Origin of the sequence: Curtobacterium sp. Arg-1, from assembly GCF_025643395.1 — a bacterium.
Taxonomy (GTDB): Bacteria; Actinomycetota; Actinomycetes; order Actinomycetales; family Microbacteriaceae; genus Curtobacterium; species Curtobacterium poinsettiae.
This window is the reverse complement of sequence record NZ_CP095731.1, coordinates 2473751-2499001: the sequence shown is the minus strand read 5'-3', so window position 1 is coordinate 2499001 and position 25251 is coordinate 2473751. Positions and strand designations below refer to the sequence as shown.

At 71.9% G+C, this 25251-nt stretch carries 22 protein-coding genes and 1 pseudogene; 18 read left to right on the top strand and 5 right to left on the bottom strand.

What is annotated here, in order from left to right; genetic code table 11:
* The first annotated feature begins 15 nt into the window (after positions 1–15).
* The 10 genes from MXD64_RS11770 (at position 16) to MXD64_RS11725 (ending at position 10210) form a co-directional block, all read left to right on the top strand.
* Entirely contained in the window at positions 16–1383 is a 1368-nt protein-coding gene (locus MXD64_RS11770; protein ID WP_083389422.1) for an ABC transporter permease, read from the top strand.
* Entirely contained in the window at positions 1380–2669 is a 1290-nt protein-coding gene (locus MXD64_RS11765) for an ABC transporter permease (protein WP_017888745.1), read from the top strand. The genes MXD64_RS11770 and MXD64_RS11765 overlap by 4 nt, the downstream gene beginning before the upstream one ends.
* 109 nt (positions 2670–2778) lie before the next feature.
* Positions 2779–3261 carry a cytidine deaminase gene (locus MXD64_RS11760; RefSeq protein ID WP_017888746.1) on the top strand — a complete coding sequence of 161 codons (483 nt, stop codon included), beginning with the start codon at positions 2779–2781 and terminating at the stop codon, positions 3259–3261.
* A 1-nt stretch (position 3262) separates the two neighbouring features.
* Positions 3263–4561: a thymidine phosphorylase gene (locus MXD64_RS11755; protein ID WP_042538834.1), complete on the top strand. Its 1299-nt coding sequence runs from the start codon at positions 3263–3265 to the stop codon at positions 4559–4561.
* Between the two features lie 120 nt (positions 4562–4681).
* On the top strand, positions 4682–5794 hold the full coding sequence (locus MXD64_RS11750; protein WP_263136485.1) for an adenosine deaminase: 1113 nt from the start codon (positions 4682–4684) through the stop codon (positions 5792–5794).
* 3 nt (positions 5795–5797) lie between these two features.
* Entirely contained in the window at positions 5798–6244 is a 447-nt protein-coding gene (locus tag MXD64_RS11745) for a PTS sugar transporter subunit IIA (protein ID WP_140448904.1), read from the top strand.
* Positions 6241–6519: a PTS sugar transporter subunit IIB gene (locus tag MXD64_RS11740; protein ID WP_017888750.1), complete on the top strand. Its 279-nt coding sequence runs from the start codon at positions 6241–6243 to the stop codon at positions 6517–6519. The genes MXD64_RS11745 and MXD64_RS11740 overlap by 4 nt, the downstream gene beginning before the upstream one ends.
* A 29-nt stretch (positions 6520–6548) precedes the next feature.
* A complete protein-coding gene (locus MXD64_RS11735) occupies positions 6549–7391 on the top strand; it encodes a purine-nucleoside phosphorylase (protein ID WP_056070821.1) in 843 nt (280 codons plus the stop codon).
* Entirely contained in the window at positions 7388–9064 is a 1677-nt protein-coding gene (locus MXD64_RS11730) for a phospho-sugar mutase (protein WP_262117763.1), read from the top strand. The genes MXD64_RS11735 and MXD64_RS11730 overlap by 4 nt, the downstream gene beginning before the upstream one ends.
* Before the next feature lie 192 nt (positions 9065–9256).
* Positions 9257–10210, top strand: a complete 954-nt coding sequence (locus MXD64_RS11725; RefSeq protein ID WP_140449300.1) for a hypothetical protein — start codon at positions 9257–9259, stop codon at positions 10208–10210.
* A gap of 79 nt (positions 10211–10289) precedes the next feature.
* On the opposite strand, the gene MXD64_RS11720 is transcribed toward MXD64_RS11725, so the two are convergent.
* Entirely contained in the window at positions 10290–12077 is a 1788-nt protein-coding gene (locus tag MXD64_RS11720; protein ID WP_259552798.1) for an acetyl/propionyl/methylcrotonyl-CoA carboxylase subunit alpha, read from the bottom strand.
* 79 nt (positions 12078–12156) lie between these two features.
* Positions 12157–12951, bottom strand: coding sequence for a Maf family protein (locus tag MXD64_RS11715; protein ID WP_263136483.1), 795 nt, complete (start codon positions 12949–12951; stop codon positions 12157–12159).
* 14 nt (positions 12952–12965) lie between these two features.
* Here MXD64_RS11715 and MXD64_RS11710 point away from each other — a divergent pair, with 14 nt between their 5' ends.
* The 4 genes from MXD64_RS11710 (at position 12966) to MXD64_RS11695 (ending at position 17426) form a co-directional block, all read left to right on the top strand.
* Positions 12966–14225, top strand: coding sequence for a class I SAM-dependent RNA methyltransferase (locus MXD64_RS11710; protein ID WP_263136482.1), 1260 nt, complete (start codon positions 12966–12968; stop codon positions 14223–14225).
* 176 nt (positions 14226–14401) lie between these two features.
* Positions 14402–15121 carry a response regulator transcription factor gene (locus MXD64_RS11705; protein WP_017888757.1) on the top strand — a complete coding sequence of 240 codons (720 nt, stop codon included), beginning with the start codon at positions 14402–14404 and terminating at the stop codon, positions 15119–15121.
* Positions 15122–15126: 5 nt separating this feature from the next.
* Complete coding sequence (locus MXD64_RS11700) at positions 15127–16380, top strand: sensor histidine kinase (protein ID WP_017888758.1); 1254 nt, start codon at positions 15127–15129, stop codon at positions 16378–16380.
* Complete coding sequence (locus MXD64_RS11695; RefSeq protein ID WP_031260562.1) at positions 16377–17426, top strand: hypothetical protein; 1050 nt, start codon at positions 16377–16379, stop codon at positions 17424–17426. Before MXD64_RS11700 ends, MXD64_RS11695 begins: the two co-directional genes overlap by 4 nt.
* A 599-nt stretch (positions 17427–18025) precedes the next feature.
* Here the strand turns inward: MXD64_RS11695 and MXD64_RS11690 are convergent.
* Complete coding sequence (locus MXD64_RS11690) at positions 18026–18280, bottom strand: acyl-CoA carboxylase subunit epsilon (RefSeq protein ID WP_263136481.1); 255 nt, start codon at positions 18278–18280, stop codon at positions 18026–18028.
* Positions 18280–19874 (bottom strand): annotated as a pseudogene (locus MXD64_RS11685) (acyl-CoA carboxylase subunit beta). The gene MXD64_RS11690 and the pseudogene MXD64_RS11685 overlap by 1 nt, the downstream one beginning before the upstream one ends.
* Positions 19875–19948: 74 nt before the next feature.
* Between MXD64_RS11685 and MXD64_RS11680 the strand changes: the two are divergent.
* The 3 genes from MXD64_RS11680 (at position 19949) to MXD64_RS11670 (ending at position 22680) form a co-directional block, all read left to right on the top strand.
* A complete protein-coding gene (locus MXD64_RS11680; protein ID WP_056070837.1) occupies positions 19949–20749 on the top strand; it encodes a biotin--[acetyl-CoA-carboxylase] ligase in 801 nt (266 codons plus the stop codon).
* A 4-nt stretch (positions 20750–20753) separates the two neighbouring features.
* A complete protein-coding gene (locus tag MXD64_RS11675) occupies positions 20754–21302 on the top strand; it encodes a PH domain-containing protein (protein WP_017888763.1) in 549 nt (182 codons plus the stop codon).
* A 70-nt stretch (positions 21303–21372) separates the two neighbouring features.
* Positions 21373–22680, top strand: coding sequence for a UDP-glucose dehydrogenase family protein (locus MXD64_RS11670; RefSeq protein ID WP_263136480.1), 1308 nt, complete (start codon positions 21373–21375; stop codon positions 22678–22680).
* A 71-nt stretch (positions 22681–22751) separates the two neighbouring features.
* Here MXD64_RS11670 and MXD64_RS11665 read toward each other — a convergent pair whose 3' ends face one another.
* On the bottom strand, positions 22752–23954 hold the full coding sequence (locus tag MXD64_RS11665) for a glycosyltransferase (RefSeq protein ID WP_262117756.1): 1203 nt from the start codon (positions 23952–23954) through the stop codon (positions 22752–22754).
* A 48-nt stretch (positions 23955–24002) separates the two neighbouring features.
* Here MXD64_RS11665 and MXD64_RS11660 point away from each other — a divergent pair, with 48 nt between their 5' ends.
* The gene (locus MXD64_RS11660) at positions 24003–25226 is read left to right on the top strand and encodes a polysaccharide pyruvyl transferase family protein (RefSeq protein ID WP_159556674.1); all 1224 of its coding nucleotides are present in this window, start codon (positions 24003–24005) and stop codon (positions 25224–25226) included.
* Positions 25227–25251 lie beyond the last annotated feature (25 nt).

The window sequence follows — 25251 nt, the reverse complement described above, 5'->3', positions numbered from 1 at the left end:
AACGGAGCTGGCAGCGTGACCACCCCACCGCCAGACAACACGCAGCAGCCGGCCCCGGCGGCGAACGACACCGCCGACGCCCCGCTCACCGACGACCGTCTGCAGGAGGTCGAGTCGACCCCGCACCTGATGACGGACTCGGCAGCGGACACCGAGCGCCGCAACGGCGCCGGCGGCGACCGCTGGCACGCCGCCCTGCAGGGGATCCTGAACGGCTCCGTGCTCGTCACGGTGCTCGCCGTCGTCCTCGCGCTGGTCGCCTGCGGCATCCTCATCGCGGTGACGGACGAGAACGTCCGTGCCACCGCCGGGTACTTCTTCGCCCGCCCGACGGACATGCTCCAGGCGGTCGGCACCGCGGTCGGCGGCGCGTACGCCTCGCTGTTCCAGGGCTCGGTGTTCAACTTCGGCGCGGACTCGTTCCAGCAGGCGATCGGGCCGCTCACGCGCTCCGTCGACTACTCGGTGCCGCTCATCGCCGCGGGCCTGGGGATCGCGCTGTCGTTCCGCGCCGGACTGTTCAACATCGGCGGCCAGGGCCAGATCCTGATGGGGGCCGCGGCCGCCGGGTGGGTCGGGTTCTCGTTCGACGGCCCCGCCGCGGTCCACATCCCGCTCACGATCCTCGCCGGCATCGTCGGCGGCGCCGTGTGGGGTGGCATCGTCGGGGTGCTGAAGGCCCGGACGGGTGCGAACGAGGTGGTCGTCACGATCATGCTCAACTACGTCGCGCTCTACCTGGTCAGCTACCTGCTCCGCACCCCGGGCCTGCTGCAGGCCCCGGGCAGCAGCAACCCGATCTCGCCCCCCACGAAGGACAGCGCCCTGCTGCCGCAGCTCTTCGGAGTCCGGTACGGCGTGGACCTGGGGTTCATCGTCGCGATCCTCGCGGTCGTCGTGGTCTGGTGGCTCGTCAACAAGTCGTCCCTCGGCTTCCGGTTCCGCACCATCGGTGAGAACCCCCGTGCCGCCCGCGTGGCCGGCATGAGCGTCCCGTCGCTGACCATCTGGGTGATGCTGATCTCCGGTGCCCTGGTGGGCATCGCCGGCGCCTACCAGGTGCAGGGCGCCGTCACGTCGGGCTTCACCTCGGGCATCGACGCCGGCATCGGCTTCGACGCCATCACGGTGGCCCTGCTCGGCCGTTCCAAGCCGTGGGGCGTGTTCTGGGCGGCCATCCTGTTCGGCGTGCTGAAGAACGGTGGCTACGCCATGCAGGCCGCCAACGGCATCCCGATCGACATCGTCGGGGTCATCCAGGCCCTCATCGTCCTCTTCATCGCGGCGCCGCCGCTCGTCCGCGCGATCTTCCGGATCCCGCAGCCGGGCGCCCGCAAGCGCACGAAGACGAACAAGACCAGCAAGAAGGCGGTCGCCGCATGAGCACCCTCAGCCCCACCGCGGCCCCCGCGTCGCCGCTCGCGGACCGCCCGCTCGAGACCACCAGGAGCTGGAAGCTCCCGATCGGGTACGGCGTGTTCACGCTCATCGCGATCGTGCTGTTCGGCCTGCTGCCGCGTTCCGGCACCACCACGTTCCGCCTGGCGAACGCCGGTGACTTCTTCGCGCTGCCGAACGTCCCGTTGCCCGCGCTCGGGACGGGCATCGTCGTCATCGTCCTGCTCGCGATCCTGACGGTCTACGCGTTCATCGAGACGCGTGCGCTGCGCCGGGTCGCGCTGTGGGTCACGTCGGTCTTCGCGGTGGTGTTCGTCGTCGGGTTCCTGACCTGGGCCGCCGCCGGTTCGTCCCTGCCGATCCCCGGCCTGCTGCTCGGCGCGCTGAGCCTGAGCGTGCCGCTCGTGTTCGGTGCCCTCGGCGGCGTCATCTCCGAACGGGTCGGCGTCGTGAACATCGCGATCGAGGGCCAGTTCCTCGCCGGTGCGTTCAGCTCCGCGATGGTCGCGTCGATCACCGGGTCGCCCTGGGTCGGCCTCGTCGCCGCGCTCGTCGCCGGCATGCTCGTGTCGTTCGTCCTCGCGGCGTTCAGCATCAAGTACCTGGTCGACCAGGTCATCGTCGGTGTCGTCATCAACGCGTTCATCTCCGGCCTGACCGGCTTCCTGTACTCGCAGGTGCTCTCCCCGAACGAGGAGACGCTCAACATCGGCATCCGGTTCCCGAAGGTCGAGATCCCGCTGCTGCACCAGATCCCGGTCATCGGACCGGTGTTCTTCGAGCAGACCGTCGTGGTCTACCTCGCCTACATCGCCGTCGCGGTGGTCACCTTCGGGCTGTTCAAGACCCGCTGGGGGCTGCGGCTCCGCGCCGTCGGCGAGCACCCGCAGGCCGCCGACACGGTGGGCATCAACGTCACGAGCACCCGGTTCTGGAACGTCTCCCTCGCCGGTGCGATCGCCGGTCTCGGCGGGGCGTACTTCACGCTCGACGCGGTCGGGCCGTTCACGAAGGACATGACCGCGGGCGCCGGCTACATCGCCCTGGCCGCCGTCATCTTCGGCCGGTGGGACCCGATCAAGGCGACGCTCGCGGCGCTGCTGTTCGGCTTCGCGTCGAACCTGCAGAACACGCTCGGAGCGATCGACTCACCCGTGCCGAGCGAGTTCCTGCTGATGCTGCCGTACGTGGTGACGATCTTCGCCGTGGCAGGCCTGGTCGGGCAGTCGCGCGGGCCCGCCGCGTCCGGCAAGCCCTACATCAAGAGTTAGTTCCCTTCCGCAAGACACCGGTGTTCGTGCTCCGCACCGCGGTTCGCGGGTGTTCGATCGACGAACACCGGTGTTTTGCGAACCACCCACCGGCCTGGAGGCACGACACATGACCGACACGCACGCTGCGGGTGACCAGGGGGTCACCGCCACCGACCTGACGGACGCGGCCACGGGCCTCCCGGCCGACGACGTGGACTGGGGCGCCCTGCGGGACGCCGCCACGGCCGCGATGCGGCGCGCCTACGCGCCGTACTCGTCGTTCCCGGTGGGCGCCGCGGCGCTCACCGACGACGGCCGGATCGTCTCCGGCTGCAACATCGAGAACGCGAGCTACGGGGTGACGCTCTGCGCCGAGTGCTCGCTCGTGTCGCAGCTGCACATGACCGGCGGCGGCAAGCTCGTCGCGTTCACGTGCGTCGACGGCGACGGGGCGACCCTGATGCCGTGCGGGCGCTGCCGCCAGCTGCTGTTCGAGCACTCCACCGAGGGCATGCTCCTCGAGACGCTCTCCGGCATCCGCACCATCGACGAGGTCCTGCCGGACGCCTTCGGGCCGCGCACCCTCGCCACCTACCAGCAGGAGCACTGACATGGCAGTCGAGCCGTTCGACACCGTCGACCTCATCCGTACGAAGCGCTCCGGCGGCGCGCTGAGCACCGCCGAGGTGGACTGGCTCGTCGACGCGTACACCCGCGGCTACGTCGAGGACCCGCAGATGGCCGCGATGGCGATGGCGATCTTCCTGAACGGCATGGAGCGGCGCGAGATCAAGGACCTCACGCTCGCGATGATCGCGTCGGGGGAGCGGATGTCGTTCTCGTCGCTCGGCAAGACGACGGTCGACAAGCACTCCACCGGCGGGGTCGGCGACAAGATCACCCTGCCGCTGGCACCCCTGGTGGCGTCGTTCGGCGTCGCCGTGCCGCAGCTGTCGGGCCGCGGACTCGGGCACACGGGCGGCACGCTCGACAAGCTCGAGTCGATCCCCGGGTGGCAGGCGTCGATCTCGAACGACCGCATGATGCAGGTGCTGCAGGACGTCGGCGCGGTCATCTGCGCCGCCGGGTCCGGGCTGGCCCCCGCGGACAAGAAGCTCTACGCGCTCCGCGACATCACCGGCACCGTCGAGTGCATCCCGCTCATCGCGTCGAGCATCATGTCGAAGAAGATCGCCGAGGGCACCGGTGCGCTCGTGCTCGACGTCAAGTTCGGGTCCGGCGCGTTCATGCCGACGTACGAGGCGTCGAAGGAGCTCGCGCAGACCATGGTCGACCTCGGCAACGACGCCGGGGTGGCGACCTCGGCGCTGCTGACCGACATGGAGGTCCCGCTCGGACTGACGATCGGCAACGCGCTCGAGGTGCGGGAGTCGGTCGAGGTGCTCGCCGGTGGCGGACCGGCCGACGTCGTCGAGCTGACCGTGGCACTCGCGAGCGAGATGCTGACGCTCGCCGGACTGCCCGACGCCGACCCCGCTGCGGCACTCGCCGACGGCCGGGCCATGGACACGTGGCGTCGGATGATCGAGGCGCAGGGCGGGGACCCGTCCGCGGCGCTGCCCGTCGCCCGGGAACAGCACGTCGTGACCGCGCCGACGTCCGGGGTCCTCACGCAGCAGGACGCGCTGCCGTTCGGCGTCTCGGCCTGGCGGCTCGGAGCCGGTCGTGCCCGTGCGCAGGACCCGGTGCAGGCCGGTGCGGGCATCGAGCTGCACGTCAAGCCGGGGGACACCGTGACCGAGGGGCAGCCGCTGTGGACGCTGCACTCCGATGACGCGTCGCGGATCCCGCGCGCGCTGGAGTCGCTCGAGGGGGCGTGGGCGATCGGCTCGGCGGACTCTCCCGCCGCAGCACGTGGTCCGATCGTGCGCGAGCGCATCGGGTCCTGAACCCGGCCACCCGGCCGACCGGAGGCTCCCTGCACAGCTGTGGGGAGCCTCCAGTGTCTTCCGTTGTGGGTTGTGCACAGGTGCCTGCGCGGCGGCGGTGACCACCGATAGCCTGGGGGAATGAGCGCCGACGCCCCGACCTACCGCCTGCCCGACGCCGGGGCGGTCATCAACGACCTGCCGAAGGTCTCGCTGCACGACCACCTCGACGGCGGCCTGCGTCCCGCTACCATCATCGAGCTCGCAGCCTCGGCGGGTGTCACGCTCCCCACCACCGACCCGGGAGAGCTCGGGCAGTGGTTCGCCGACCAGTCGAACTCCGGCTCGCTCGTCGAGTACCTGAAGACGTTCGACGTGACCACGTCCGTCATGCAGACCGCACCGCAGCTCACCCGCGTCGCCCGCGAGTTCGTCGAGGACCTGGTCACCGACGGCGTCGTCTACGGCGAGGTCCGCTGGGCGCCGGAGCAGCACCTGCAGGGCGGGCTGACGCTCGACCAGACGGTCGAGGCGGTGCAGGTCGGCATCGAGGAAGCCGTCGACGCCGCCGGTGGGCGCATCCGTGTCGGCCAGCTCGTCACCGCGATGCGGCACGCCGACCGGTCGCTCGAGATCGCTGAACTCGCCGTCCGGCACCGCGACGCCGGGGTCGTCGGCTTCGACATCGCCGGCGCCGAAGCCGGGTTCCCCGCCTCGAACCACCGCGCAGCCTTCGACCACCTGGCCTCCGAGCTGTTCCCGGTCACCGTCCACGCGGGCGAAGCCGACGGACTCGCCTCGATCCGCTCCGCGCTCGTCGACGGCCGGGCGCTCCGCCTCGGACACGGCGTCCGCATCTTCGAGGACGTCGCCCTGTCCGACGCCGGGGACGGCTCGACGCTGGCCTCCCTGGGCGAGGTCGCCTCGTGGGTCCGTGACCGTGAGATCCCGCTCGAGGTCTCGCCGTCGTCCAACCTGCAGACCGGGGCGATCGCCGCGTGGGGCGACGACCTCGCCGACCACCCGTTCGACGTGCTCTACCAGCTCGGCTTCCGCGTCACGGTGAACACCGACAACCGCCTGATGAGCGGCACTTCGCTGTCGAAGGAGCTCGCACTGCTCGCCGGCACGTTCGGCTACGACCTCGACGACCTGGCGGCGTTCCAGATCAACGCCGCGCTCGGCTCGTTCCTGCCGCTCGAGGACCGCGAGGAGATCATCGCCACCATCACGGCCGGGTACCAGGAGGCCTGACGCATGGGACTGCCGCCGCTGCCGGACACCGCCGTCCTCCTCGGTGCGGACGCGCCCGCATGGCGTGACGCGATGCGCCTGGTCGGCGGTGCGCTCGTCGCGTCGGGCGCCACCACCGACGAGTACACCGACGCCATGATCGGCATGGTCGAGGAACACGGGCCGTACATCGTCATCTCGCCGGGGCTCGCGTTCGCGCATGCCCGGCCCGGTGGCGCCGTGGTGCGGGACGGACTCGCGGTCGTGACGCTCGCATCGCCGGTGGCGTTCGGCCACCCGCACAACGACCCCGTCCGTGTCGTGCTCGGGCTCGCGGTGGCCGAGGTCGGCACCCACCTGGAGTCGATCGGCGAGATCGCGAACCTGTTCAACGACGCCACCGTCACCGGGCGGATCGCGGCGGCGACCACGGCGGACGAGGTCCGCGCGATCATGGGGGTCTCCGCGTGAAGATCGTGACCATCTGCGGTGCCGGCATCGGGTCGAGCGGCATCCTCAAGGTGAACGCCGAGAAGGCGCTCGACACCCTCGGGCTGTCGGCGTCCGTCGTCGCTGCGGACGTCGCATCGGTGCGGGACGTCTCCGACGACGCCAACGTGATCCTGACGAGTCAGGAGTTCGTCGAGGCGATCGGGGACACCTACGCCGAGGTGATCGTGATCAAGAACCACTTCGACCAGGGCGAGATCACGGCGGCGGTCGACCGGGCGCTCGGCGAGCACTGAGCGCGTAGTGCGCCCTTTAGAGTTGGGGCATGAGCACCGAGAACCCGCTGAACGACCCCGCTGCCGACCCGTTCGAGGTCGCGCGGGACGCCGCCGCCGTCATCGCCGAACAGTCAGGCATCGAGCGGCACGACATCGCACTGACCCTCGGTTCGGGTTGGGGCAAGGCCGCCGACATCATCGGTGAGACCGTGTCCGAGATCCCGGCCGACCAGGTCCCCGGCTTCAGCGCCTCGGCCGTCCCCGGACACTCCGGCACGATCCGGTCGATCCGCCTCGCCGACGGCCGCCACGCGCTCGTCATCGGCGCCCGCACGCACTACTACGAGGGTCACGGCGTCCGCCGGGTCGTGCACAGCGTCCGCACCGCCGCGGCGACGGGTGCCTCGATCATGGTGCTGACCAACGGTGCCGGTGGCATCAAGGAACACTGGACGCCCGGCACCCCGGTGCTCATCAGCGACCACATCAACCTGACCGCCGACAGCCCACTCGAGGGCGCGACGTTCATCGACCTGACCGACCTGTACTCGGCGCGCCTGCGTGAGATGGCCCGGACGGTCGACCCGTCGCTCGACGAGGGCGTGTACACGCAGTTCCGCGGCCCGCACTACGAGACCCCGGCCGAGGTCCAGATGGCGAAGGCCATCGGCGGGCACATCGTCGGCATGTCGACCGCGCTCGAGGCCATCGCTGCCCGCCAGGCCGGCATGGAGGTCCTCGGGTTCTCGCTCATCACGAACCTCGCCGCCGGCATCCAGAAGACGCCGCTGTCGCACACCGAGGTGCTCGAGGCGGGCAAGCAGGCGGAGCCGGTGATCGCGGACCTGCTCGCACGCGTCGTCACCGCACTCGGGCAGCCGGCGTCGTGAAGCTCGACCTCGACCGGGTGCTCGGCACCGCGCGGGCGTGGCTGGCGCAGGACCCCGACCCGGAGACCCGCGACGAGCTGGCCGCGGCGATCGACGAGGCCGCCGACGGTGACGGTCCCGCGGTCCGGGCGCTCGCCGAGCGGTTCGACGGGCGACTGCAGTTCGGCACCGCCGGACTCCGCGCCGAGCTCGGCTGGGGCCCGCTGCGGATGAACCGTGTCGTCGTGACCCAGGCGGCGGCGGGGCTCGCACGGTTCCTGATCGAGACCGGGCGTTCGCCGAGTGTCGTCATCGGCTACGACGGCCGGGTGAACTCGGACGTCTTCGCGCGCGACTCCGCCGAGGTCATGCGGGGTCTCGGACTCGAGGTCACCCTGCTGCCCTCGGCCCTGCCGACGCCGGTGCTCGCGTTCGCCGTCCGGCACCTCGACGTCGGTGCCGGCGTCATGGTGACGGCGAGCCACAACCCGCCGCGGGACAACGGGTACAAGGTCTACCTCGGACAGGACGACGACGGTTCGCAGATCGTGCCGCCCGTCGACGGCGAGATCGCGGCCGCCATCGACGCGGTCGCCGCTGGTTCGGTCGCCGATCTGCCGCGCGGCACGGACTACACCGTCGCGACGTCGGCCCTGGTCGATGCCTACGTGGCCGCCACAGCCGCGATCGTGCCCGCTCCGGCGCTCCCGGTCGACGAGCAGCCGAAGGTCGTCTACACGGCCATGCACGGCGTCGGGTGGGAGACCGCGCGTGCGGTGTTCGCCGCGGCAGGGTTCGCCGAGCCGGCGGTCGTCCCGGAGCAGATCGATCCCGACGGTGCGTTCCCCACGGTGTCCTTCCCGAACCCCGAGGAACCGGGCGCGATGGACCTGGCGATCGCCCGTGGTGTCGCCGTCGGTGCCGACCTGGTGATCGCGAACGACCCCGACGCCGACCGGCTCGCGCTCGCGATCCCGACCGCCTCGGACGTCGGTGCGCGGTCGTACCGTCGGCTGTCGGGCAACGAGGTCGGCTGGTTGCTGGGGTGGCGGGCCGCTGCACGGGCGTCCGAGTCCGGCGCGACCGGCACCCTCGCTGCGTCGATCGTCTCGTCGCCAGCGTTGGCCCGGGTGGCTGCGCGCCACGGGCTGGAGTACCGCGACACCCTGACCGGCTTCAAGTGGGTGTCGCGGGTGCCCGGGCTGCTGTTCGGCTACGAGGAGGCCCTGGGCTACCTGGTCGACCCGTCGGTCGTGCGCGACAAGGACGGCATCTCGGCGGCGCTGGAGCTGCTGTCGTTGGCGTCGGACCTCGCCGCGGCCGGATCGTCGATCGCCGGGCAGCTCGACGCCTTCGCCGCCGAGTTCGGGGCGTTCGCCTCGGGGCAGGTCGCGACCCGGGTCGACGACCTGTCGCGCATCGGCGAGGTCATGGCGTCGCTCCGGTCCACGCCGCCTGCGTCCCTCGGTGGCCTCGACGTGCACACGGTGACGGACTACTCGGACGGGGTGCAGGGCTTCCCGCCGTCGGACATCCTGCGCTACGACCTGGCCGGCGACGCACGGGTGATCGTCCGCCCGAGCGGGACCGAGCCCAAGGTGAAGGTCTACATCGACACCGTCGCGGACACCCCCGCCGAGGCCCAGCGCCTGGTCGACGCCATCGCCGACGCCGTGCGCCCCCTGGTGTCCTAGGGCGGGGTGGGCTTCCGCTCGTTCGCGTCGCGCCCTGCTCGCGCCCTGCTCGTTCGTGTTGCGCCCCGCTGCGGGCATTGCGCCCCGACTCTTCGGGGCGCAACGCCCGCAGCGGGGCGCGTTGCCCCGCGGCCTGTCCACAGATCGCGCGGACCCCGCCCACGGTGGCCCGTGCGTCGCGATCATCGGAGCATGGACCACGACCGCATCTCGACCGTCGGCCTCGGGCAGGACCCAGGTCGTGCGTCGGCGATCCGCCGCGCAGCGGATGCCGGCGCCCTCGTCCGGGTGCACCGTGGCACGTACGTCGGGTCGGGTGAGTGGGCGTCCATGACGGGACGCGAACGACACCGCATGCTCGTGCGGAGTGTGCTCGGCGGCGGGAGGGGCTCCGTCGTGGTGTCACACCGGTCGGCGGTCGCCATGCTCGGACTTCCGTGGATCGGGGTGTTCGGCGAGCGTGTCACGGTGACCGATCCGTCCCGGGACCGGGGCCAGGTCAAGCGGAGCATCCAACGCGTCGGCAGCGCCGGCCGGCGACCGTCCTCCGTCCAGGTCGACGGCGTGCCCGTCACGACGTTGACCGAGACGGCGGTCGACGTCGCCCTCCGCGAACACCCGTGGTGTGCCATCGTCGTGCTCGACGCGGTCCTGCGGCGAGGCGTCGAGCGGGCGACGATCCTCGAAGCACTGGGGAATCGCCGTGCTCGGGGGCATCGACGCGCGCGGGATCTGGTCGAGCACGCGGACCCGCTCGCCGAGTCACCGGGGGAGAGCATCACACGATGGGGTGCGCACGTGCTCGGCGCTCCGGACCCGGTGCTGCAGCAGGAGTTCCGGCACGACGGCATGCTCCGCGACCGGGTGGACCTGTGGTTCGCGGAAGCCGGGGTGATCGTCGAGTTCGACGGTCGGGTGAAGTTCGACGACCCGCGGCGAGGGCGGACAGCGGCAGACGCCCTGGTCGACGAGAAGCGCCGTGAGGACCGTCTCCGCCGCCGCCGTGGGGTCAACGGCTTCGCACGAGTGATGTGGTCGGACGCGATGCCCGCGGGGCAGCTCCCACGGATCCTGCACGACGCTGGGGTGCCGCTCGGTCCGGACTGGGGTGCCGCCTGGCGTCATGCTGCGAGCCGCGCCCTCTGATGGTCATCGCGCCCCGAAGAGTCGGGGCGCGATGACCGCAGCGGGGCGCGGCTCGAGCGGACGGGAGGGAACCCGCGCGCTACGCGAGCTCGAGCAGCACGTGACCGGACGAGACCGTCTGGCCGACCGGGGCGTTCAGCCCGGTGACGACACCGTCCTTGTGGGCCTGCACGGGCTGCTCCATCTTCATGGCCTCGAGCACGACGAGCAGGTCGCCCTTCACCACGGTGTCACCCTCGGCGACCGCGAGCTTCACCACGGTGGCCTGCATGGGCGACGCCACGGACGACCCGGACTTCGCCAGACCGCCACGGACGGCCGATGAGCGGCGCTTCGGGGGAGCGGTTGGCCCGGCGGGACGACGACCGGCGACACCGGCACCGGCAGCACCGCCACCGACGATCGACGGCATGGTGACCTCGATGCGCTTGCCCTGCACCTCGACGACGACGCTGTCGCGCGCAGCCGGGGCCGGCAGTTCCTCGGGGGAGCCGCTCCACGCCGGGATCTCGTTGACGAAGTCGGTCTCGATCCACTGCGTGTACACCGAGAACGGCGAGGAGTCGTCGGTCGCGAACGCCGGGTCGGACACCACGGCACGGTGGAACGGGAGCACGGTCGGCAGGCCGGTGACCTCGAACTCGGCCAGTGCGCGTCGGGAACGCTCGAGCGCCTCGGTACGGGTGGCGCCGGTGACGATCAGCTTCGCGAGCATCGAGTCGAACGAGCCGGACACGACGTCACCCGCGACGACACCCGAGTCGACGCGGACGCCGGGGCCGGACGGTGCGTTGAACGCGTGCACGGGGCCGGGCGCGGGGAAGAAGTTGCGGCCCGGGTCCTCGCCGTTGATGCGGAACTCGAACGAGTGTCCACGCGGTTCCGGGTCCGAGTAGTCGAGCACGCCGCCCTCGGCGATGCGGAACTGCTCGCGCACCAGGTCGATGCCGGTGACCTCTTCGGACACGCAGTGCTCGACCTGCAGGCGGGTGTTCACCTCGAGGAACGACACGGTGCCGTCGGCGCCGATGAGGAACTCGCAGGTGCCGGCACCGACGTAGCCGACCTCGCGCAGGATCGCCTTCGACGACTCGTACAGCGCGGTCTGCTGCTCGGGCGTCAGGTACGGCGCCGGGGCTTCCTCGACGAGCTTCTGGTGGCGACGCTGCAGCGAGCAGTCGCGGGTGGAGACCACGACGACGTTGCCGTGCTCGTCCGCCAGGCACTGGGTCTCGACGTGGCGCGGCTTGTCCAGGTACTTCTCGACGAAGCACTCGCCGCGACCGAACGCGGCGATCGCCTCGCGCGTGGCGGACTCGAACTGCGAGGCGACCTCGTCGCGGGTCCGTGCGACCTTCAGCCCGCGGCCACCGCCACCGAACGCCGCCTTGATGGCGACCGGCAGGCCGACCTCGTCGGCGAACGCGATGACCTCGGAGGCGTCCTTGACGGGCTCGATGGTGCCGGGAGCGAGCGGCGCGCCGACCTTCTCGGCGACGTGGCGCGCGGAGACCTTGTCACCGAGGCGCTCGATCGAGTCCGGCGACGGTCCGATCCAGACGAGCCCGGCGTCGATGACGGCGCGGGCGAAGTCGGCGTTCTCGGCAAGGAACCCGTAGCCCGGGTGCACGGCGTCCGCACCGGAGCGGCGGGCGACCGAGATGATCTTGTCGATGACCAGGTACGTGTCGGCGCTCGTGGTGCCGTTCAGCGCGTAGGCCTCGTCGGCGAGGCGGGCGTGCTGGGCATCGCGGTCCTGGTCGGCGTAGACCGCGACCGATGCCTTGCCCGCGTCGCGGGCCGCGCGGATGATGCGGACGGCGATCTCGCCGCGGTTCGCGATGAGGACCTTGCTGATACGGGGCATGACACAGCAGCGTATTCGTGCGGCGTGCGTGCGTTTTGACTGACGCCCACAAAGAAGCACCCGGATCAGGTGCGGATGTCTACAGTGCCCACAGATCGTGCCAGTCGATGCCGAAGCCACGCAGGAGCATCGAGCGCAGCATCGGCAGGGACATCCCGATCACCGCGGACGGTGCCCCCTCGATCCGCGTGATGTACGCGGCGGCCCGGCCGTCGATGGTGAACGCGCCGGCGACCTCGAGCGGCTCGCCGGTCGCGACGTACGCGTCGATCTCGTCGGGGGACACGTCGTCGGCGAAGGTCAGCACCGCGCTGTCGACGGCGACCACGCGGTCGCCGTCGGCGGCCAGCGCCGACCCGCCGGGGGCGACGTCGCCGAGCTCGGGGACGCCGGCGGCGGACGTGACCAGGGACCGGACGGGAGGCACGGTGCGGGCCGGTCCCGTGCCTCCAGGCCGTCCCGTGGTCGGCTCCAGGTCCGGGCGCCGGTCGTCCCGTCGCCGGTCGATCACGCAGTGCCCGCTCCACAGCGTGCCGCCGCCGGCGGCCAGCATCTGCCGCCAGCGCTCGCGCGCGACCTCCGGGTCGTGCGGCTTGCCGTACAGCTGCCCGTCGACCTCGAAGGCGGAGTCGCCGCCGAACACGACCCCGTCGACCGGCGACCCGGCCACCGTGGCGTCCGCGACGGCCGACGCCTTCGCGACGGCGAGGAGCGAGACGAGTTCCGGACCGGTCAGGTCGCGGCCGAGCGATGCCGCGGCGTCGGCGCCGACGGCGTCCTCGTCGACCCCGGGGGACACGAGGACGGGTTCGATCCCGGACTGGGCGAGGAGTGCTCGGCGGGCGGGGGATGTACTCGCGAGGTACAGACGCATGGGACCATCTCACCATGGGTGAATCCGTCGGCACGCTGCTCGAACTCGACGTCACCGGGATCGCCCACGGCGGCATCTCGGTGGCACGGCACGAAGGACGGGTGGTCTTCGTCTCGGACGCGATCCCCGGGGAGCGCGTCGTCGCCCGGGTGACCGAGGACCGCAAGAAGTCGTTCTGGCGCGCCGACACGGTCCGTGTCCTGACGCCGAGCGAGCACCGCGTCGACCACGTGTGGCCCGAGGCAGCCCTCGATCGCGACCCCGAGACGCGCCCGGGCGGTGCCGAGTTCGGCCACATCGCCCTCGCACACCAGCGCACGCTGAAGCACGACGTCCTCGTCGACTCGTTCGCACGCTTCGCGCGGATGGACCTCTCCGAGGTGCTCGGCCACGACGTCGTCGTCGAGGCCGCGCCCGGCGACGACGCGGCGAACGGCCTCGGCTGGCGCACCCGTGTCCGACTGCACGTCGACGAGCAGGGCACCGCCGGCCCCTTCGCTGCCCGCTCCCACTCCGTGATCCCCGTCGCCAGCCTGCCGCTCGCGACCGCCGTCGTGCAGCAGAGCGCCCCGCTCGGCCGTGGTGCGCTGCCGGGCTCGTCGGTCATCGACGTCCTCGCGCCGAGCGGTTCCGAGGGGGCACGGCTCGTCATCGACGACCAGAAGCCCACCGTGGTGACCGAGGTCGTGGGGGAGCGCACCTTCCAGGTCGACGACAACGGGTTCTGGCAGGTGCACCGTGCCGCCGCTTCCGTGCTGACCGAGGCCGTGCAGGACCTGGTCGACCGCGACCGCCTCGACCCCGAGGGCACCCACCTCGACCTGTACGGCGGTGTCGGTCTGCTCGCCGCCGCACTCGGCGACCTGGTCGGCCCGAAGGCGCGCATCACGAGCGTCGAGAGCGCCGCCCGTGCCACCGAGCACGCGCAGGAGAACCTGTCCGAGTGGCTCGGCGCACGTGCCGAGACCGGCCGGGTCGACCGCTGGCTGACGAACACCGTGGCCAACGCCTCGCGCGCCGAGAAGGACCGCTTCCGCGCCGGCACGGTCGTGCTCGACCCGCCGCGCTCCGGCGCCGGGCGGGACGTGGTCGTGCAGATCGCCGCGCTCCAGCCGGAGCAGGTCGTCTACGTGGCGTGCGACCCGGTGGCACTGGCACGCGACGTCGCGACGTTCGCCGACCTGGGGTACCGGCTCGAGGCCCTGCGGGCCTTCGACCTGTTCCCGCACACCCACCACCTGGAAGCCGTCGCGCGCCTGGTCCCCACGCGCTGAGGGCCGGGGCTCGTTCGACCGCCGTTCCTTGCGTGTCGGGGTGTCCACCAATAGGCGGACCGACCAGCGTGGCGCGGCCGAGAAGCCCCGCACCTGAGTCCGGGCTGGGTATCCTGGGTCGTTGATGGCACTCCGGTTTCAGGGGCCGGCGTCGCGCATCGGAACGAGAGGCCACAGTGGCAGCAGGAACGACAACCACCAGCACCGAGACGTCAGGGGCGGCCACCAGGCCGGTCCGGGTCGCGATCGTCGACGACCACGAGTCCGTCCGACTCGGGATCCAGGCGGCGTGCCAGAACGAGGGGTTCGAGGTGGTGCTCACCGCCGCCAGCGTCCCCGAGTACGTCCAGAACCTCGACGGGCGAGAGGTCGACGTCGTCGTCCTCGACCTGTCCCTCGGTGACGGCTCGACCGTCACCGAGAACGTCAAGGGCGTGCAGGGGACGGGATCGGCGGTGCTCGTGCACTCCATCGCGGACCGGGTCGCCAACGTGCGTGAGGCGCTCGCAGCAGGGGCTGCCGGCGTCATCCCGAAGTCCTCCGCCACCAAGACGGTGATGGCCGCGGTCGCCACCGTCGCTCGGGGCGACGTGCTCAACAACCTCGAGTGGGCGAGCGCCATCGACGCCGACCGTGACTTCGCGAAGGCGCAGCTCGGCCGCCGCGAGCGCGAGATCCTGCACCTCTACGCCTCGGGGCTCCCGCTCAAGCTCGCCGCCCAGCAGCTCGGCATCGGCTACTCGACGGCGCGTGAGTACCTCGACCGGATCCGGGTGAAGTACGTCGAGGTCGGCCGTCCGGCCCCGACGAAGGTCGACCTGCTGCGTCGGGCCGTCGAGGACGGGATCCTCCCGGGGCTCGACTCGGGCATCGACCCCGACGGCGACGGTCGCTGACACGGATGGTCACCGCGGCTGAGCCGGGGCGGACGGCCGTCGAACCGGCACCGTTCGGTGCCGATCCGGCGCGCAGCGTCCGCGCCTCGATCACGCAGGCATCGGTGGAGCGGGCGTTCGCGATCCTCCTGGCGATGGCCGCGATCGGGCTCGGCATCGTCGACGCGCCGGCGGTCGTGCAGCAGCTGCCGTACCTCGACCCGTTCTGGGGGCCGACGCTGATGCTCGCGCTCGCGGCGTCGTTCGTGCTCATCGGCGTAGCGGCCTTCGTGCAGCGGGTCGCCCAGATGGCGCAGATCATCTGCGCGCTGCTGTTCCTCGTCGCGCTCGTGACGTGGACGGCGACCGTGCAGGAGCCCATCCCGTCGTCGCAGCAGCCGTGGCCGTGGTGGTTCTGCACGGTCGGCTGCACGGCGGCGGCGATGGGCTTCGCCACGTGGCGTGCGACGGTCTACACCGCGCTCGTGCCGGCGGTGTACGTCGTCGTCCGGCTCAGCCCGCTCGGCGGCGACGTCGGCGTCCTCGCGGTGCTGCTCGACGGGGTCTACACGGCGCTCCTCAGCGGCGCGGTGCTCGTCATCGCGGTGGTGCTGCGCCGCGCGGCCACGGCGGTCGACACGGCGCAGTCCACGGCCGTGCGGCGGTACTCGCTCGCCATCCGGGAGCACGCGACGGAGGTCGAACGGGTCCAGGTGGACGCGATCGTGCACGACAGCGTCCTGACGACGCTGCTCTCCGCTGCACGTGCCGACACGCTCGAGGCCAAGACCCTCGCGGCGAGGATGGCCCGGAACGCGATCGACCACCTCGAGGCCGCGGCCACCGACGGCCCGGGCGACGTCGAACCGGTCGCGCTCGGGGAACTCCGGGCGCGCATCCGCGAGGGGATCGGCGCCCTCCCCGCGCCCGTCCGCCTCGTCCCGACGACGACCGGGTCGGTCCGCCTGCCCGCGTCGGTCGCGGACGCGCTGGCCTCGGCGGCGCTGCAGGCCGCGGTGAACAGCGTGCAGCACGCCGGCGACTGCGACGTCTCCCGCTGGGTCAGCATCGAGCAGCAGGGGCAGGGCGTGCGCGTCGAGGTCGGCGACGACGGCCGCGGGTTCGACGTCGCGGCCATCCCCGCTGAACGCCTGGGGGTCCGCCGCTCCATCGTCGAGCGGATCGCGACCGTCGACGGGCACGCCGAGGTGCACACCGCGCCGGGCGAGGGCACCCGCATCGTGCTCACGTGGTCGCCGGCTGCGAGGACGACCGCATGAAGGTCTCCCTGCCGGCGAGCATCGCCCTCGGACTCGCGTCGCTGTTCTCCGTCTACCACCTGGTCCTCGCCGCGGCCACGCTCCCGCGGGTCGACCAGGTCGCCCCGATCATCGCCTGCATGGCGCTCTACGCCGCGGCCACCGGCCTCGCACTGTTCGTCCCCGGCAAGATCCTGCCGGTCTGGACGGCCTGCTTCTCCCTCGCCACCGCGATCGTGATGCCGGTGATCGCCGCCCCGGTCGTCGTCGAGGGTCGCGGACCCGGCTCCGCCACCTGGTGGATCGCGGCGATCGGCACGCTCATGGTCGTGCTCGTCGTGCGCGGCCGGGGTCCGTTCGCGTGGGCCGGCGTGCTGTTCCTGACCGTGTACACCGTCGCCTGGGCCGGCCTCGGCTCGCTCGGCGGTCTGGGCGTGGTCGGCAGTGTCGCCTGGGTCGCGATCGCCACCGTCTTCGCGGCCGCGATGAGCCGCGCCATCCGCAACACCCGTGAGCTCGTCCTCGCCGAGCAGGAGACCGCCGACTGGCAGGCTGCGCAGGACGCCCACGTGTTCGAGCGGCAGTTCCGGCTGAGCCAGACCACCCGGATGGCCCTGCCGATGCTCCAGCGCATCATCGACTCCTGCGGGGACCTGGACGAGGCCGACCGTGCCGAGTGCCTGCACCTCGAGCAGGCCATCCGTGACGAGATCCGCGGCCGGTCGCTGCTGTCGGACGACGTCCGCGACGAGGTGATGCGCCTGCGTCGCCGCGGAGCGACCGTCCAGCTGCACGACGACGGCGGGCTCGACGACCTGGACGCCCCGGACATCCGTCGCATCCACGCCCGCGTCGCCGAGGCGCTGCGGCAGGCCCGCGACGCCGACAACGTCATCGTCCGGACCGTCGGCGAGGGCTCCGACTCCGCGGTGACCGTCGTCGGGCTCCGCCTCGACGTGGCGGCGAGCGAGTCGGCCGCGCTCGGAGCGAGGCTGGACGACGACGACGGTGACGAGGACGACTCCGTCGCGCTCTGGCTCGAGATCCCGCGGCACGAGCCGGCGTAGCGCGCGGCCACGCGGCCGCGCGCGTGTCGCGACGATGCACCACGTGATCGACGCGTGGACCGTCGCGAACGTGGTGCGGACGCGCACTGCGGTGGGCGCGATGGGGGACAGCCGGGAGGCGCGCGGCGGCCCCGGCACGAGCCTCCCGGCCGTCAGGGGGGCGCGCCGGGCTGGCGCGTGCGAGGAAGCGACCATGTCGTCGTCGCGCGACGTCGGCGCTGTCGTTCTGCATCGGCCCCGCGAGCCGCACCGACGCCCGCCAGCACGCGCTGGACGCCCCCGGGAACGGGGAACGGGCCGGTCGGATACCGACCGGCCCGTTCGCGACCCGAGGCTGAGCGACAACCCGAATGTCGCCCTGCCCCGCAGCGGGCGGTGGCTTCGTACCCTAGTCGGCCACCGACCAGCGATGTCTTTCGTTGAAGGACACCGAACACCAACTACTATGCCCACGCACCAGCTGCATGTCAGTCGTCATTATGGGGGACAATTTCGGCATTTCCGGTCCGCATCCGCAGATCGTGTCCCCCGAGCGAGGGGATACCGACCGGGAAGTGCGCCCCGTGACCGTCATGATCGGCCGCGCACCGAGGGGTACATCAGCGGAGCGATCGACCCCAGGCGCCCGGTCCGTCCTCGAGCGGGCGGCGGAGCCCCCGAGCCGCCACGTCCCAGCCGGTGCGCGGTTCGACGACGACGGCAGCGCGTCCGGCCGCCGCGGCCTCGTCGGCCTGCCGCTGCAGGACGGCCACGACGGCGGCGAGCTCCTCGGGGGTGGGTCCGCCGGAGACCACCCGGACGTCCGCCACCGAAGCGGGCTCGTCCGAGGGCACGGGTGCTGCGTGGCGTCCCATCAGAGCGGGATGTTCCCGTGCTTCTTCGGCGGCAGCGTTGCACGCTTGCCCCGCAGCGACCGGAGGGCCTTGATGACCGACACGCGGGTGGCGTGCGGCTGGATGATGCCGTCGAGCTCACCACGCTCGGCCGCCAGGTACGGCGACGCCACGTTGTACGTGTACTCGTTGGCGAGCTTCGTCCGGACCGCGGCGACGTCCTCGCCGGACTCCTCGGCCCGCTTGATCTCGGCGCGGTACAGGATGTTGACGGCGCCCTGACCGCCCATCACGGCGATCTCGGCGGTCGGCCACGCGAGGTTGATGTCGGCGCCGAGCTGCTTCGAGCCCATCACGATGTACGCGCCGCCGTAGGCCTTGCGGGTGATGACGGTGACGAGCGGGACGGTGGCCTCGGCGTAGGCGTAGAGCAACTTCGCGCCGCGGCGGATGACGCCGGTCCACTCCTGGTCGGTGCCGGGCAGGTAGCCGGGCACGTCGACCAGGGTCAGGATCGGGATGCCGAAGGCGTCGCAGAACCGCACGAAGCGGGCGGCCTTCTCGCCGGCGTCGATGTTCAGCGTGCCGGCCATCGCCTGCGGCTGGTTCGCGATGATGCCGACCGTTCGGCCCTCGACCCGGCCGAAGCCGATCAGGATGTTCGGCGCGAAGAGCGGCTGGACCTCGAGGAACTCACCGTCGTCGACGATGTGCTCGATGATCGTGGTGACGTCGTACGGCTGGTTCGTGGAGTCCGGGATCACGACGTCGAGCTCGTGGTCGGCGTCCGTGGTCTCGAGCTCCGGGGCGACGTCGTACGCGGGCGGGTCGGACAGGTTGTTGTCCGGCAGGAACCCGATCAGCGAGCGGGCGTAGTCGAGCGCGTCGGTCTCGTCCTCGGCCATGTAGTGGGCCACACCGGAGACCGCGTTGTGCGTCTGGGCGCCGCCGAGCTCCTCGAAGCCGACGTCCTCGCCGGTGACGGTCTTGATGACGTCCGGACCGGTGACGAACATGTGGCTGGTCTTGTCGACCATGATCACGAAGTCGGTGAGGGCGGGGAGTACACCGCACCGCCGGCCGCCGGGCCCATCACGATGGAGAGCTGCGGGATGACGCCGGAGGCCTGGGTGTTGAGGCGGAAGATCTCGCCGTACTTGCCGAGCGCGACGACGCCTTCCTGGATGCGGGCGCCGCCGGAGTCGAGGATGCCGATGATCGGCACGCCCGTCTTGAGCGCGTGCTGCATGACCTTGATGATCTTCTCGCCGGCGACCTCGCCGAGCGACCCGCCGAAGACCGTGAAGTCCTGCGCGTACACGGCGACGTTCCGGCCGTGGATCGTGCCGACGCCGGTGACGACCGCGTCACCGTAGGGGCGCTTGGCGTCCATGCCGAACGACGTGGTGCGGTGCCGCACGAACTCGTCGAACTCCACGAAGGAGTTCGGATCGAGCAGCTGCTCGATGCGTTCGCGAGCGGTGCCCTTGCCCTTCGCGTGCTGCTTGGCGATGGCGGATTCGCCCGCGGCGGTCACGGCCTCGTGGTACCGGTCGCGGAGGTCGGCCAGCCGTCCGGCCGTCGTCGACAGATCGGGGGTGTCTCCTGAAGTCACCCGCTCACCCTACCGGCGGGTGGGACGCTGCCGGTTGGAGGACCCCCACGGTTCCTGCCCGTACATTTGCGTGCATGTCCACATCCCCGTCGCCGTCGTTCCCCGCCACCAGCGAGGCGGTCCGGTCGACGGGCGCGACCATCACCGCCCCCGCCGAGACCGGGTCCACCAACGCGGACCTGCTCGCCGCAGCGCCCGAGCAGCAGCACGGCAGCGTCGTCGCGACCCTGCACCAGACCGCGGGGCGGGGCCGGCTCGACCGCACCTGGACCGCTCCGGCCGGTGAGACGCTCGCCGCCAGCGTGCTCGTCCGCGCCGACCTCGACGACCACGACCGCGGCTGGCTGCCCCTGGTCGCCGGTGCGGCGATGCGCGACGCGATCGCGTCGGTGCTCCCCGCCGGCGCGGACGTCGTAGTGAAGTGGCCGAACGACGTGCAGGTCGGCGGGCACAAGGTGTGCGGGATCCTCTGCCAGGTCGCCGCCGACGGCAGCGTCGTGGTCGGCGCCGGCGTCAACCTGACGATCCCGGCCGACCGGCTGCCCACCCCCACGTCCACCTCGCTCCTGCTTGCGGGCGCGGCCGACGACGCACCCGCCCTGGCCGACGCGGTCCTGTCCGCGTTCCTGCGCTCCGTCCTGGAGGCGGTGGCCGGCCTGGTCGCGGGTGGTCACGCCGCCGAGACGGTCCGGACCCACGTCCGCGCCGCGTGCGGCACGATCGGTCGCCGCATCCGTCTCGAGCTGCCGGACGGCAGCGTCGAGGAAGCCGACGCGACCGGCATCGACGACGCCGGTCGCATCACGATCCGGGACCAGGCGGGGCGCACCAGGGGCGTCGCGGTGGGGGACGTCACCCACCTGCGGTATGCATGACGGCATGACCGCCGAGCCCCCGCCCGAACGTGTCGTCGCACGCCTGCGACCGCACGCCCGTCGGCTGGTGCGCCCGGCGGTGTTCGTCGTGCTCGTCACCGCGGCCGGCGGGTTCGGCTTCGGCGTGTTCCAGGCCCAGCTGGCGTGGCTGAACGCCGTCGTCGCGCTCGTCGTCCTGGTGCTCGTCGTGTTCGGCGGCGCGGTCCCGCTGTTCCGGTGGATGTCGGAGCGGTACGTGGTCACCACCCGTCGTCTGGTCGTGGTGGGCGGCCTCGGCACCCGGACGCGGCGGGAGCTCCTGCACTCCCGCGGCTACGACGTCACGGTGCGGCGTCGGGGCCTGCAGGGCCTGTTCCGCTCCGGTGACGTGCTGGTGTTCCCCGGGGACGACCCGGCGGTGGTCCTCGCCGACGTGCCGCACGCCGACCTCGTCGTCGCCGTGCTGCACGACCTGGTGGAGGCGTACGAGGCCAGGCGTCGGCACCGTGAGCCGGACTGGGACGAGATCGTCGGCGGTCCGGACCGTCCGCCGTGGGGCGACGTGCGGGCCTGACCGCGGACGCCGCGACACCCCCTGGGGAGCAGTGGTGAGACTTCGGCGAGAAACCGGTACCGTCTTCGACGTGCGTATCTCTGTCATCGGCTGCGGCTACCTCGGTGCCGTGCACGCCGCCTCCATGGCCAAACTCGGACACGAGGTCGTCGCTGTGGACGTCGACCCCACCAAGATCGAGCGGCTCGCTGCCGGCGAGGCCCCCTTCTTCGAGCCCGGCCTGCCCGAGATCCTGACCGAGGCCCTCGAGTCCGGTCGGATCCGCTTCACCACCGACATGGCCGAGGTCGCCGGTGCCCGCGTGCACTTCCTCGCCGTCGGCACCCCGCAGGGCCCCACCGGCGCCGCGGACCTGACCTACGTGAACGCCGCCGTCGCCGCGCTCACCCCGCACTTGGCCGCCGGCGAGTTCGTCGTCGGCAAGTCGACCGTGCCCGTCGGCACCGCGGCGCGCCTGGCCGCCGAGGTCAGCGAGGCCGTCCCCGGTGCCACGCTCGTCTGGAACCCCGAGTTCCTGCGTGAGGGCTTCGCGGTGCAGGACACCATCGCGCCGGACCGCTTCGTGTACGGCGTGCCCGACGGTGCGGCCGGCGAGCAGGCCGTCGCCGCCCTCGACGAGGTCTACGCCGAGGCACTGTCCACCGGCACGCCCCGACTCGTCGTCAACCTGCCCACCGCCGAGCTCGTGAAGATCAGCGCCAACGCGTTCCTCGCCACGAAGATCTCCTTCATCAACTCGATCGCCGAGATCGCCGAGGTCGCCGGTGCCGACGTCACGGCGCTCGCCGACGCGATCGGCCACGACGCCCGCATCGGCCGCAAGTTCCTGAACGCCGGTCTCGGCTTCGGTGGCGGATGCCTGCCGAAGGACATCCGCGCGTTCCAGGCGCGGGCGAACGAGCTGGGCGTCGGGGAGTCCCTGGCGTTCCTGGCCGACGTCGACGCCACGAACCTGCGCCGTCGCGCGCACGTCGTCGAGCTGGCGCAGGAGCTGCTCGGTGGGGTCGTCAGCGGCAAGCGCGTCGCCGTGCTCGGCCTGGCCTTCAAGCCGAACTCTGACGACGTCCGCGACTCGCCGGCACTCGACATCGCTGCTCGCCTGCACGAACTCGGCGCCGTCGTCTCGGCGTACGACCCCGAGGCCGTCGTCACCGCGCGCCGCGTGCACCCCGAGCTCGACTACGTCGAGAGCGCTGCCGAGGCGCTGGGTGGAGCGGAGCTCGTGCTCGTGCTGACCGAGTGGACCGAGTTCCGCGAGCTCGACGCGACGGCCGCTGCCGCGCTCGTTGCGTCGCCCGTCGTCATCGACGGCCGCAACTGCCTCGACCGCGAGGCGTGGACCGCCGCCGGCTTCACGTACCGCGGCATGGGGCGCTAGCCGCGACCGACAGGAGGCCCGGTGCCGGTCCGTGGGACCGGCACCGGGCCTCCTGTGCGTTCATCGCGTGGTCAGCCGATGGCTGCGCGCAGCACCGCGCGGTACCGCTCGCCGATCCGTTCGGTGGAGAACTCCGCCGCCGAGACGACGGCCTGCTCCTGGTAGCGCGTCCGCGCCGTGTCGTCGGTGAGCACGCGCTGCAGTGCCGCGCGGAGTGCCGGGACGTCGCCCGGGGGCACGAGCACGCCGGACACGTCGTCCTGCACGACGTCCCGGATGCCGGGCAGGTCGCTCGCCACGATCGCGGCGCCGACCGCCGCGGCCTCGAGCAGGGTCACCGGCAGGCCCTCCTGGTCGCCGTTCGCCGCCGGGATCGACGGAACGGCGACGACGGTCGCCGAGGCCAGGGTCTCGAGGACCTCGGTGCGGCCACGCTGGCCGAGGAACGACACCGGCAGCCCTGCAGCCTGCTGCTCGAGCTGGGTCCGGTACGGGCCGTCACCGACGACGGTGAGCCGCCACGGCACGTCGTCGCCCAGGCCGCGGAGCGCCTCGATCAGGTTGCCGAAGCCCTTCTTCTCGACCAACCGCCCGACGGCGACCACGTGGTGCTCCTGTGGCGCGACGCGCGCGCGGGTGTCGCGGGCCGGGCCCAGGTCGACACCCATCGGGATCACGGTCGAGCGTGACTCGGGCACGCCCCACTCGGTCAGCCGATCACGCATCTCGGAGTTGACGGTGGTGACGTGCGCTGACCGCCCGAAGATCCACCGCTTGAGGCGGACGAGGGGAGCCGCACGGAGCGCGTAGATGTCCCCGCCGTGGGTGGTCACGACGACGGGCACGCCCGGAGCGGCCAGGGTCGCGACGAGGGCCTGGGGGATGGCCCAGTGCGCGTGGATGGCGTCGGGCCTCGCAGAACGCACCACGCGCCGCACGGCCAGGTACTGCGCGAGCACCAGGGCGGGCACCTGCACGATGCGGGAGCGGCGTTCCTTGAGGTTGTCGAGGATCGCGCCGTCGGCCAGGTCCTCGAAGCGACGCGGGAAGTACGGGTAGCGACGGACCGCGACCTCGCCGATGCGCTCCTTCGTGGCACCGCCGGGCACGCGGGGCGTGAGGACGAGGGTGTCGAACTCGGTCGCCTCTTGGTGGGCGAGGTCGAGCACGAACGCCGGCACCCCGTCGTCCGGTCGGGCCGGGAACGTCGAGCCCAGGACGAGCAGGCGGGGGCGTCCCTGGGGGGAGCGGGCGGAGCGAGTGGTGCGGGACATCGTGCCTTTCCGGGGGTGGCGGGGGACGGTCCGGTAGGCTCTCACCCCGTGCGCGTACTGATCCACAATAGCGATTCGCCCCACAACCGCGGGGACCGGGCGATCCTCGCCGGCAACGTCGAGCTCGTCCGCCGCCGGTGGCCCGACGCCGAGATCGTGTCCCTGTCCCAGTACCCCGAGCGGGACGCCGCGTGGTTCGGGATCCGGTTCCTGCCGGTCTCCCCGTACAGCACGGGCATCGGCGACCTGTTCGCCCTGCTGCGTGCCGCCCGCGGCGCCGACGTGGTGCTCTGGGGTGGCGGCGAGATCCTGAAGGACTACACGAACAAGCTCGGCCTCGTGTACTGGTTCGGCAAGATGCTGCTCGTCCGTGCGGTCAACAAGAACCTCGTCGGGGCGTTCCAGGGCATCGGCCCGACCACCGCCGGGGTCAGCAAGCGCCTGATCCGCGCCACCGTCGACCTGTGCAGCGCGTTCGCCGTCCGTGACGACGAGTCCCGCGAGAAGCTCCTGTCCTGGGGCGTGACGACGCCGATCGTGTCGTCCTTCGACCCCGCCGTCGTCGGGACGGTCACCCCGCCCGACGCCGAGGTGCTCGAGCGGCTCGAGCGCACCACCGGCCTGACCGCCGAGCAGCTCGACGGCTCGATCGGCTTCGGCGTCCGCCGCTGGTTCCACTACAAGCGCAGCGGCTGGATCCCGTTCCGGTTCCTGCCGAAGCGTTTCCGTCAGACCGGTGTCGACAGCGACAAACTCGTGACCTACCGCCAGGCCGTCGCCGACCTGGCCGACCGCGTCATCGACCGCTGGGACGCCGACGTGGTGTTCTACCCGATGCACATGGAGGCGTCCGAGGGTGACGCCGCGTTCGCCCGCGAGGTCATCGCGCTGATGCGGCACGCCGACCGCACCCACGTGGTCGAGGCCGACGAGTTCTCGCCGTCCGAGTACGCCGGGCTGATGTCCCGCAGCCGCCTGTTCCTGGCGAGCCGCCTGCACTCGGCGATCGTGGCGACCATCGCCGGGGTGCCGGCCGCGGTGCTCTACTACGTCGACAAGGGTCGGCTGTTCTTCGAGCAGATGGGGCAGCAGGCGTACTCGAAGCCGATCGAGGCCGCGCTCGAGCCCACGTTCGTCGACGACGTCACGGCGCAGCTCGAGGCGCTCGACGCGGACCGCGACACGGTCCGTGCGCAGCTCGCCGAGGGCGTGGCCCGCATGGCGACCGCACTCGACGCCGACTTCGCCGAGGCGACGCGCGACGTCCGCTGACACGACGGGCGCGAACGCGCGGCCG

Bases quoted from the DNA above. Each gene is read 5' to 3' on its own strand.
- MXD64_RS11735 (WP_056070821.1), top strand. From the start codon at position 6,549: ATGAGCACCGAGAACCCGCTGAACGACCCCGCTGCCGACCCGTTCGAG.
- MXD64_RS11760 (WP_017888746.1), top strand. From the start codon at position 2,779: ATGACCGACACGCACGCTGCGGGTGACCAGGGGGTCACCGCCACCGAC.
- MXD64_RS11710 (WP_263136482.1), top strand. From the start codon at position 12,966: ATGGGTGAATCCGTCGGCACGCTGCTCGAACTCGACGTCACCGGGATC.
- MXD64_RS11745 (WP_140448904.1), top strand. From the start codon at position 5,798: ATGGGACTGCCGCCGCTGCCGGACACCGCCGTCCTCCTCGGTGCGGAC.
- MXD64_RS11700 (WP_017888758.1), top strand. From the start codon at position 15,127: ATGGTCACCGCGGCTGAGCCGGGGCGGACGGCCGTCGAACCGGCACCG.
- MXD64_RS11715 (WP_263136483.1), bottom strand. From the start codon at position 12,951: ATGCGTCTGTACCTCGCGAGTACATCCCCCGCCCGCCGAGCACTCCTC.
- MXD64_RS11750 (WP_263136485.1), top strand. From the start codon at position 4,682: ATGAGCGCCGACGCCCCGACCTACCGCCTGCCCGACGCCGGGGCGGTC.
- MXD64_RS11725 (WP_140449300.1), top strand. From the start codon at position 9,257: ATGGACCACGACCGCATCTCGACCGTCGGCCTCGGGCAGGACCCAGGT.
- MXD64_RS11680 (WP_056070837.1), top strand. From the start codon at position 19,949: ATGTCCACATCCCCGTCGCCGTCGTTCCCCGCCACCAGCGAGGCGGTC.
- MXD64_RS11690 (WP_263136481.1), bottom strand. From the start codon at position 18,280: ATGGGACGCCACGCAGCACCCGTGCCCTCGGACGAGCCCGCTTCGGTG.
- MXD64_RS11755 (WP_042538834.1), top strand. From the start codon at position 3,263: ATGGCAGTCGAGCCGTTCGACACCGTCGACCTCATCCGTACGAAGCGC.
- MXD64_RS11695 (WP_031260562.1), top strand. From the start codon at position 16,377: ATGAAGGTCTCCCTGCCGGCGAGCATCGCCCTCGGACTCGCGTCGCTG.
- MXD64_RS11675 (WP_017888763.1), top strand. From the start codon at position 20,754: ATGACCGCCGAGCCCCCGCCCGAACGTGTCGTCGCACGCCTGCGACCG.
- MXD64_RS11765 (WP_017888745.1), top strand. From the start codon at position 1,380: ATGAGCACCCTCAGCCCCACCGCGGCCCCCGCGTCGCCGCTCGCGGAC.
- MXD64_RS11665 (WP_262117756.1), bottom strand. From the start codon at position 23,954: ATGTCCCGCACCACTCGCTCCGCCCGCTCCCCCCAGGGACGCCCCCGC.
- MXD64_RS11720 (WP_259552798.1), bottom strand. From the start codon at position 12,077: ATGCCCCGTATCAGCAAGGTCCTCATCGCGAACCGCGGCGAGATCGCC.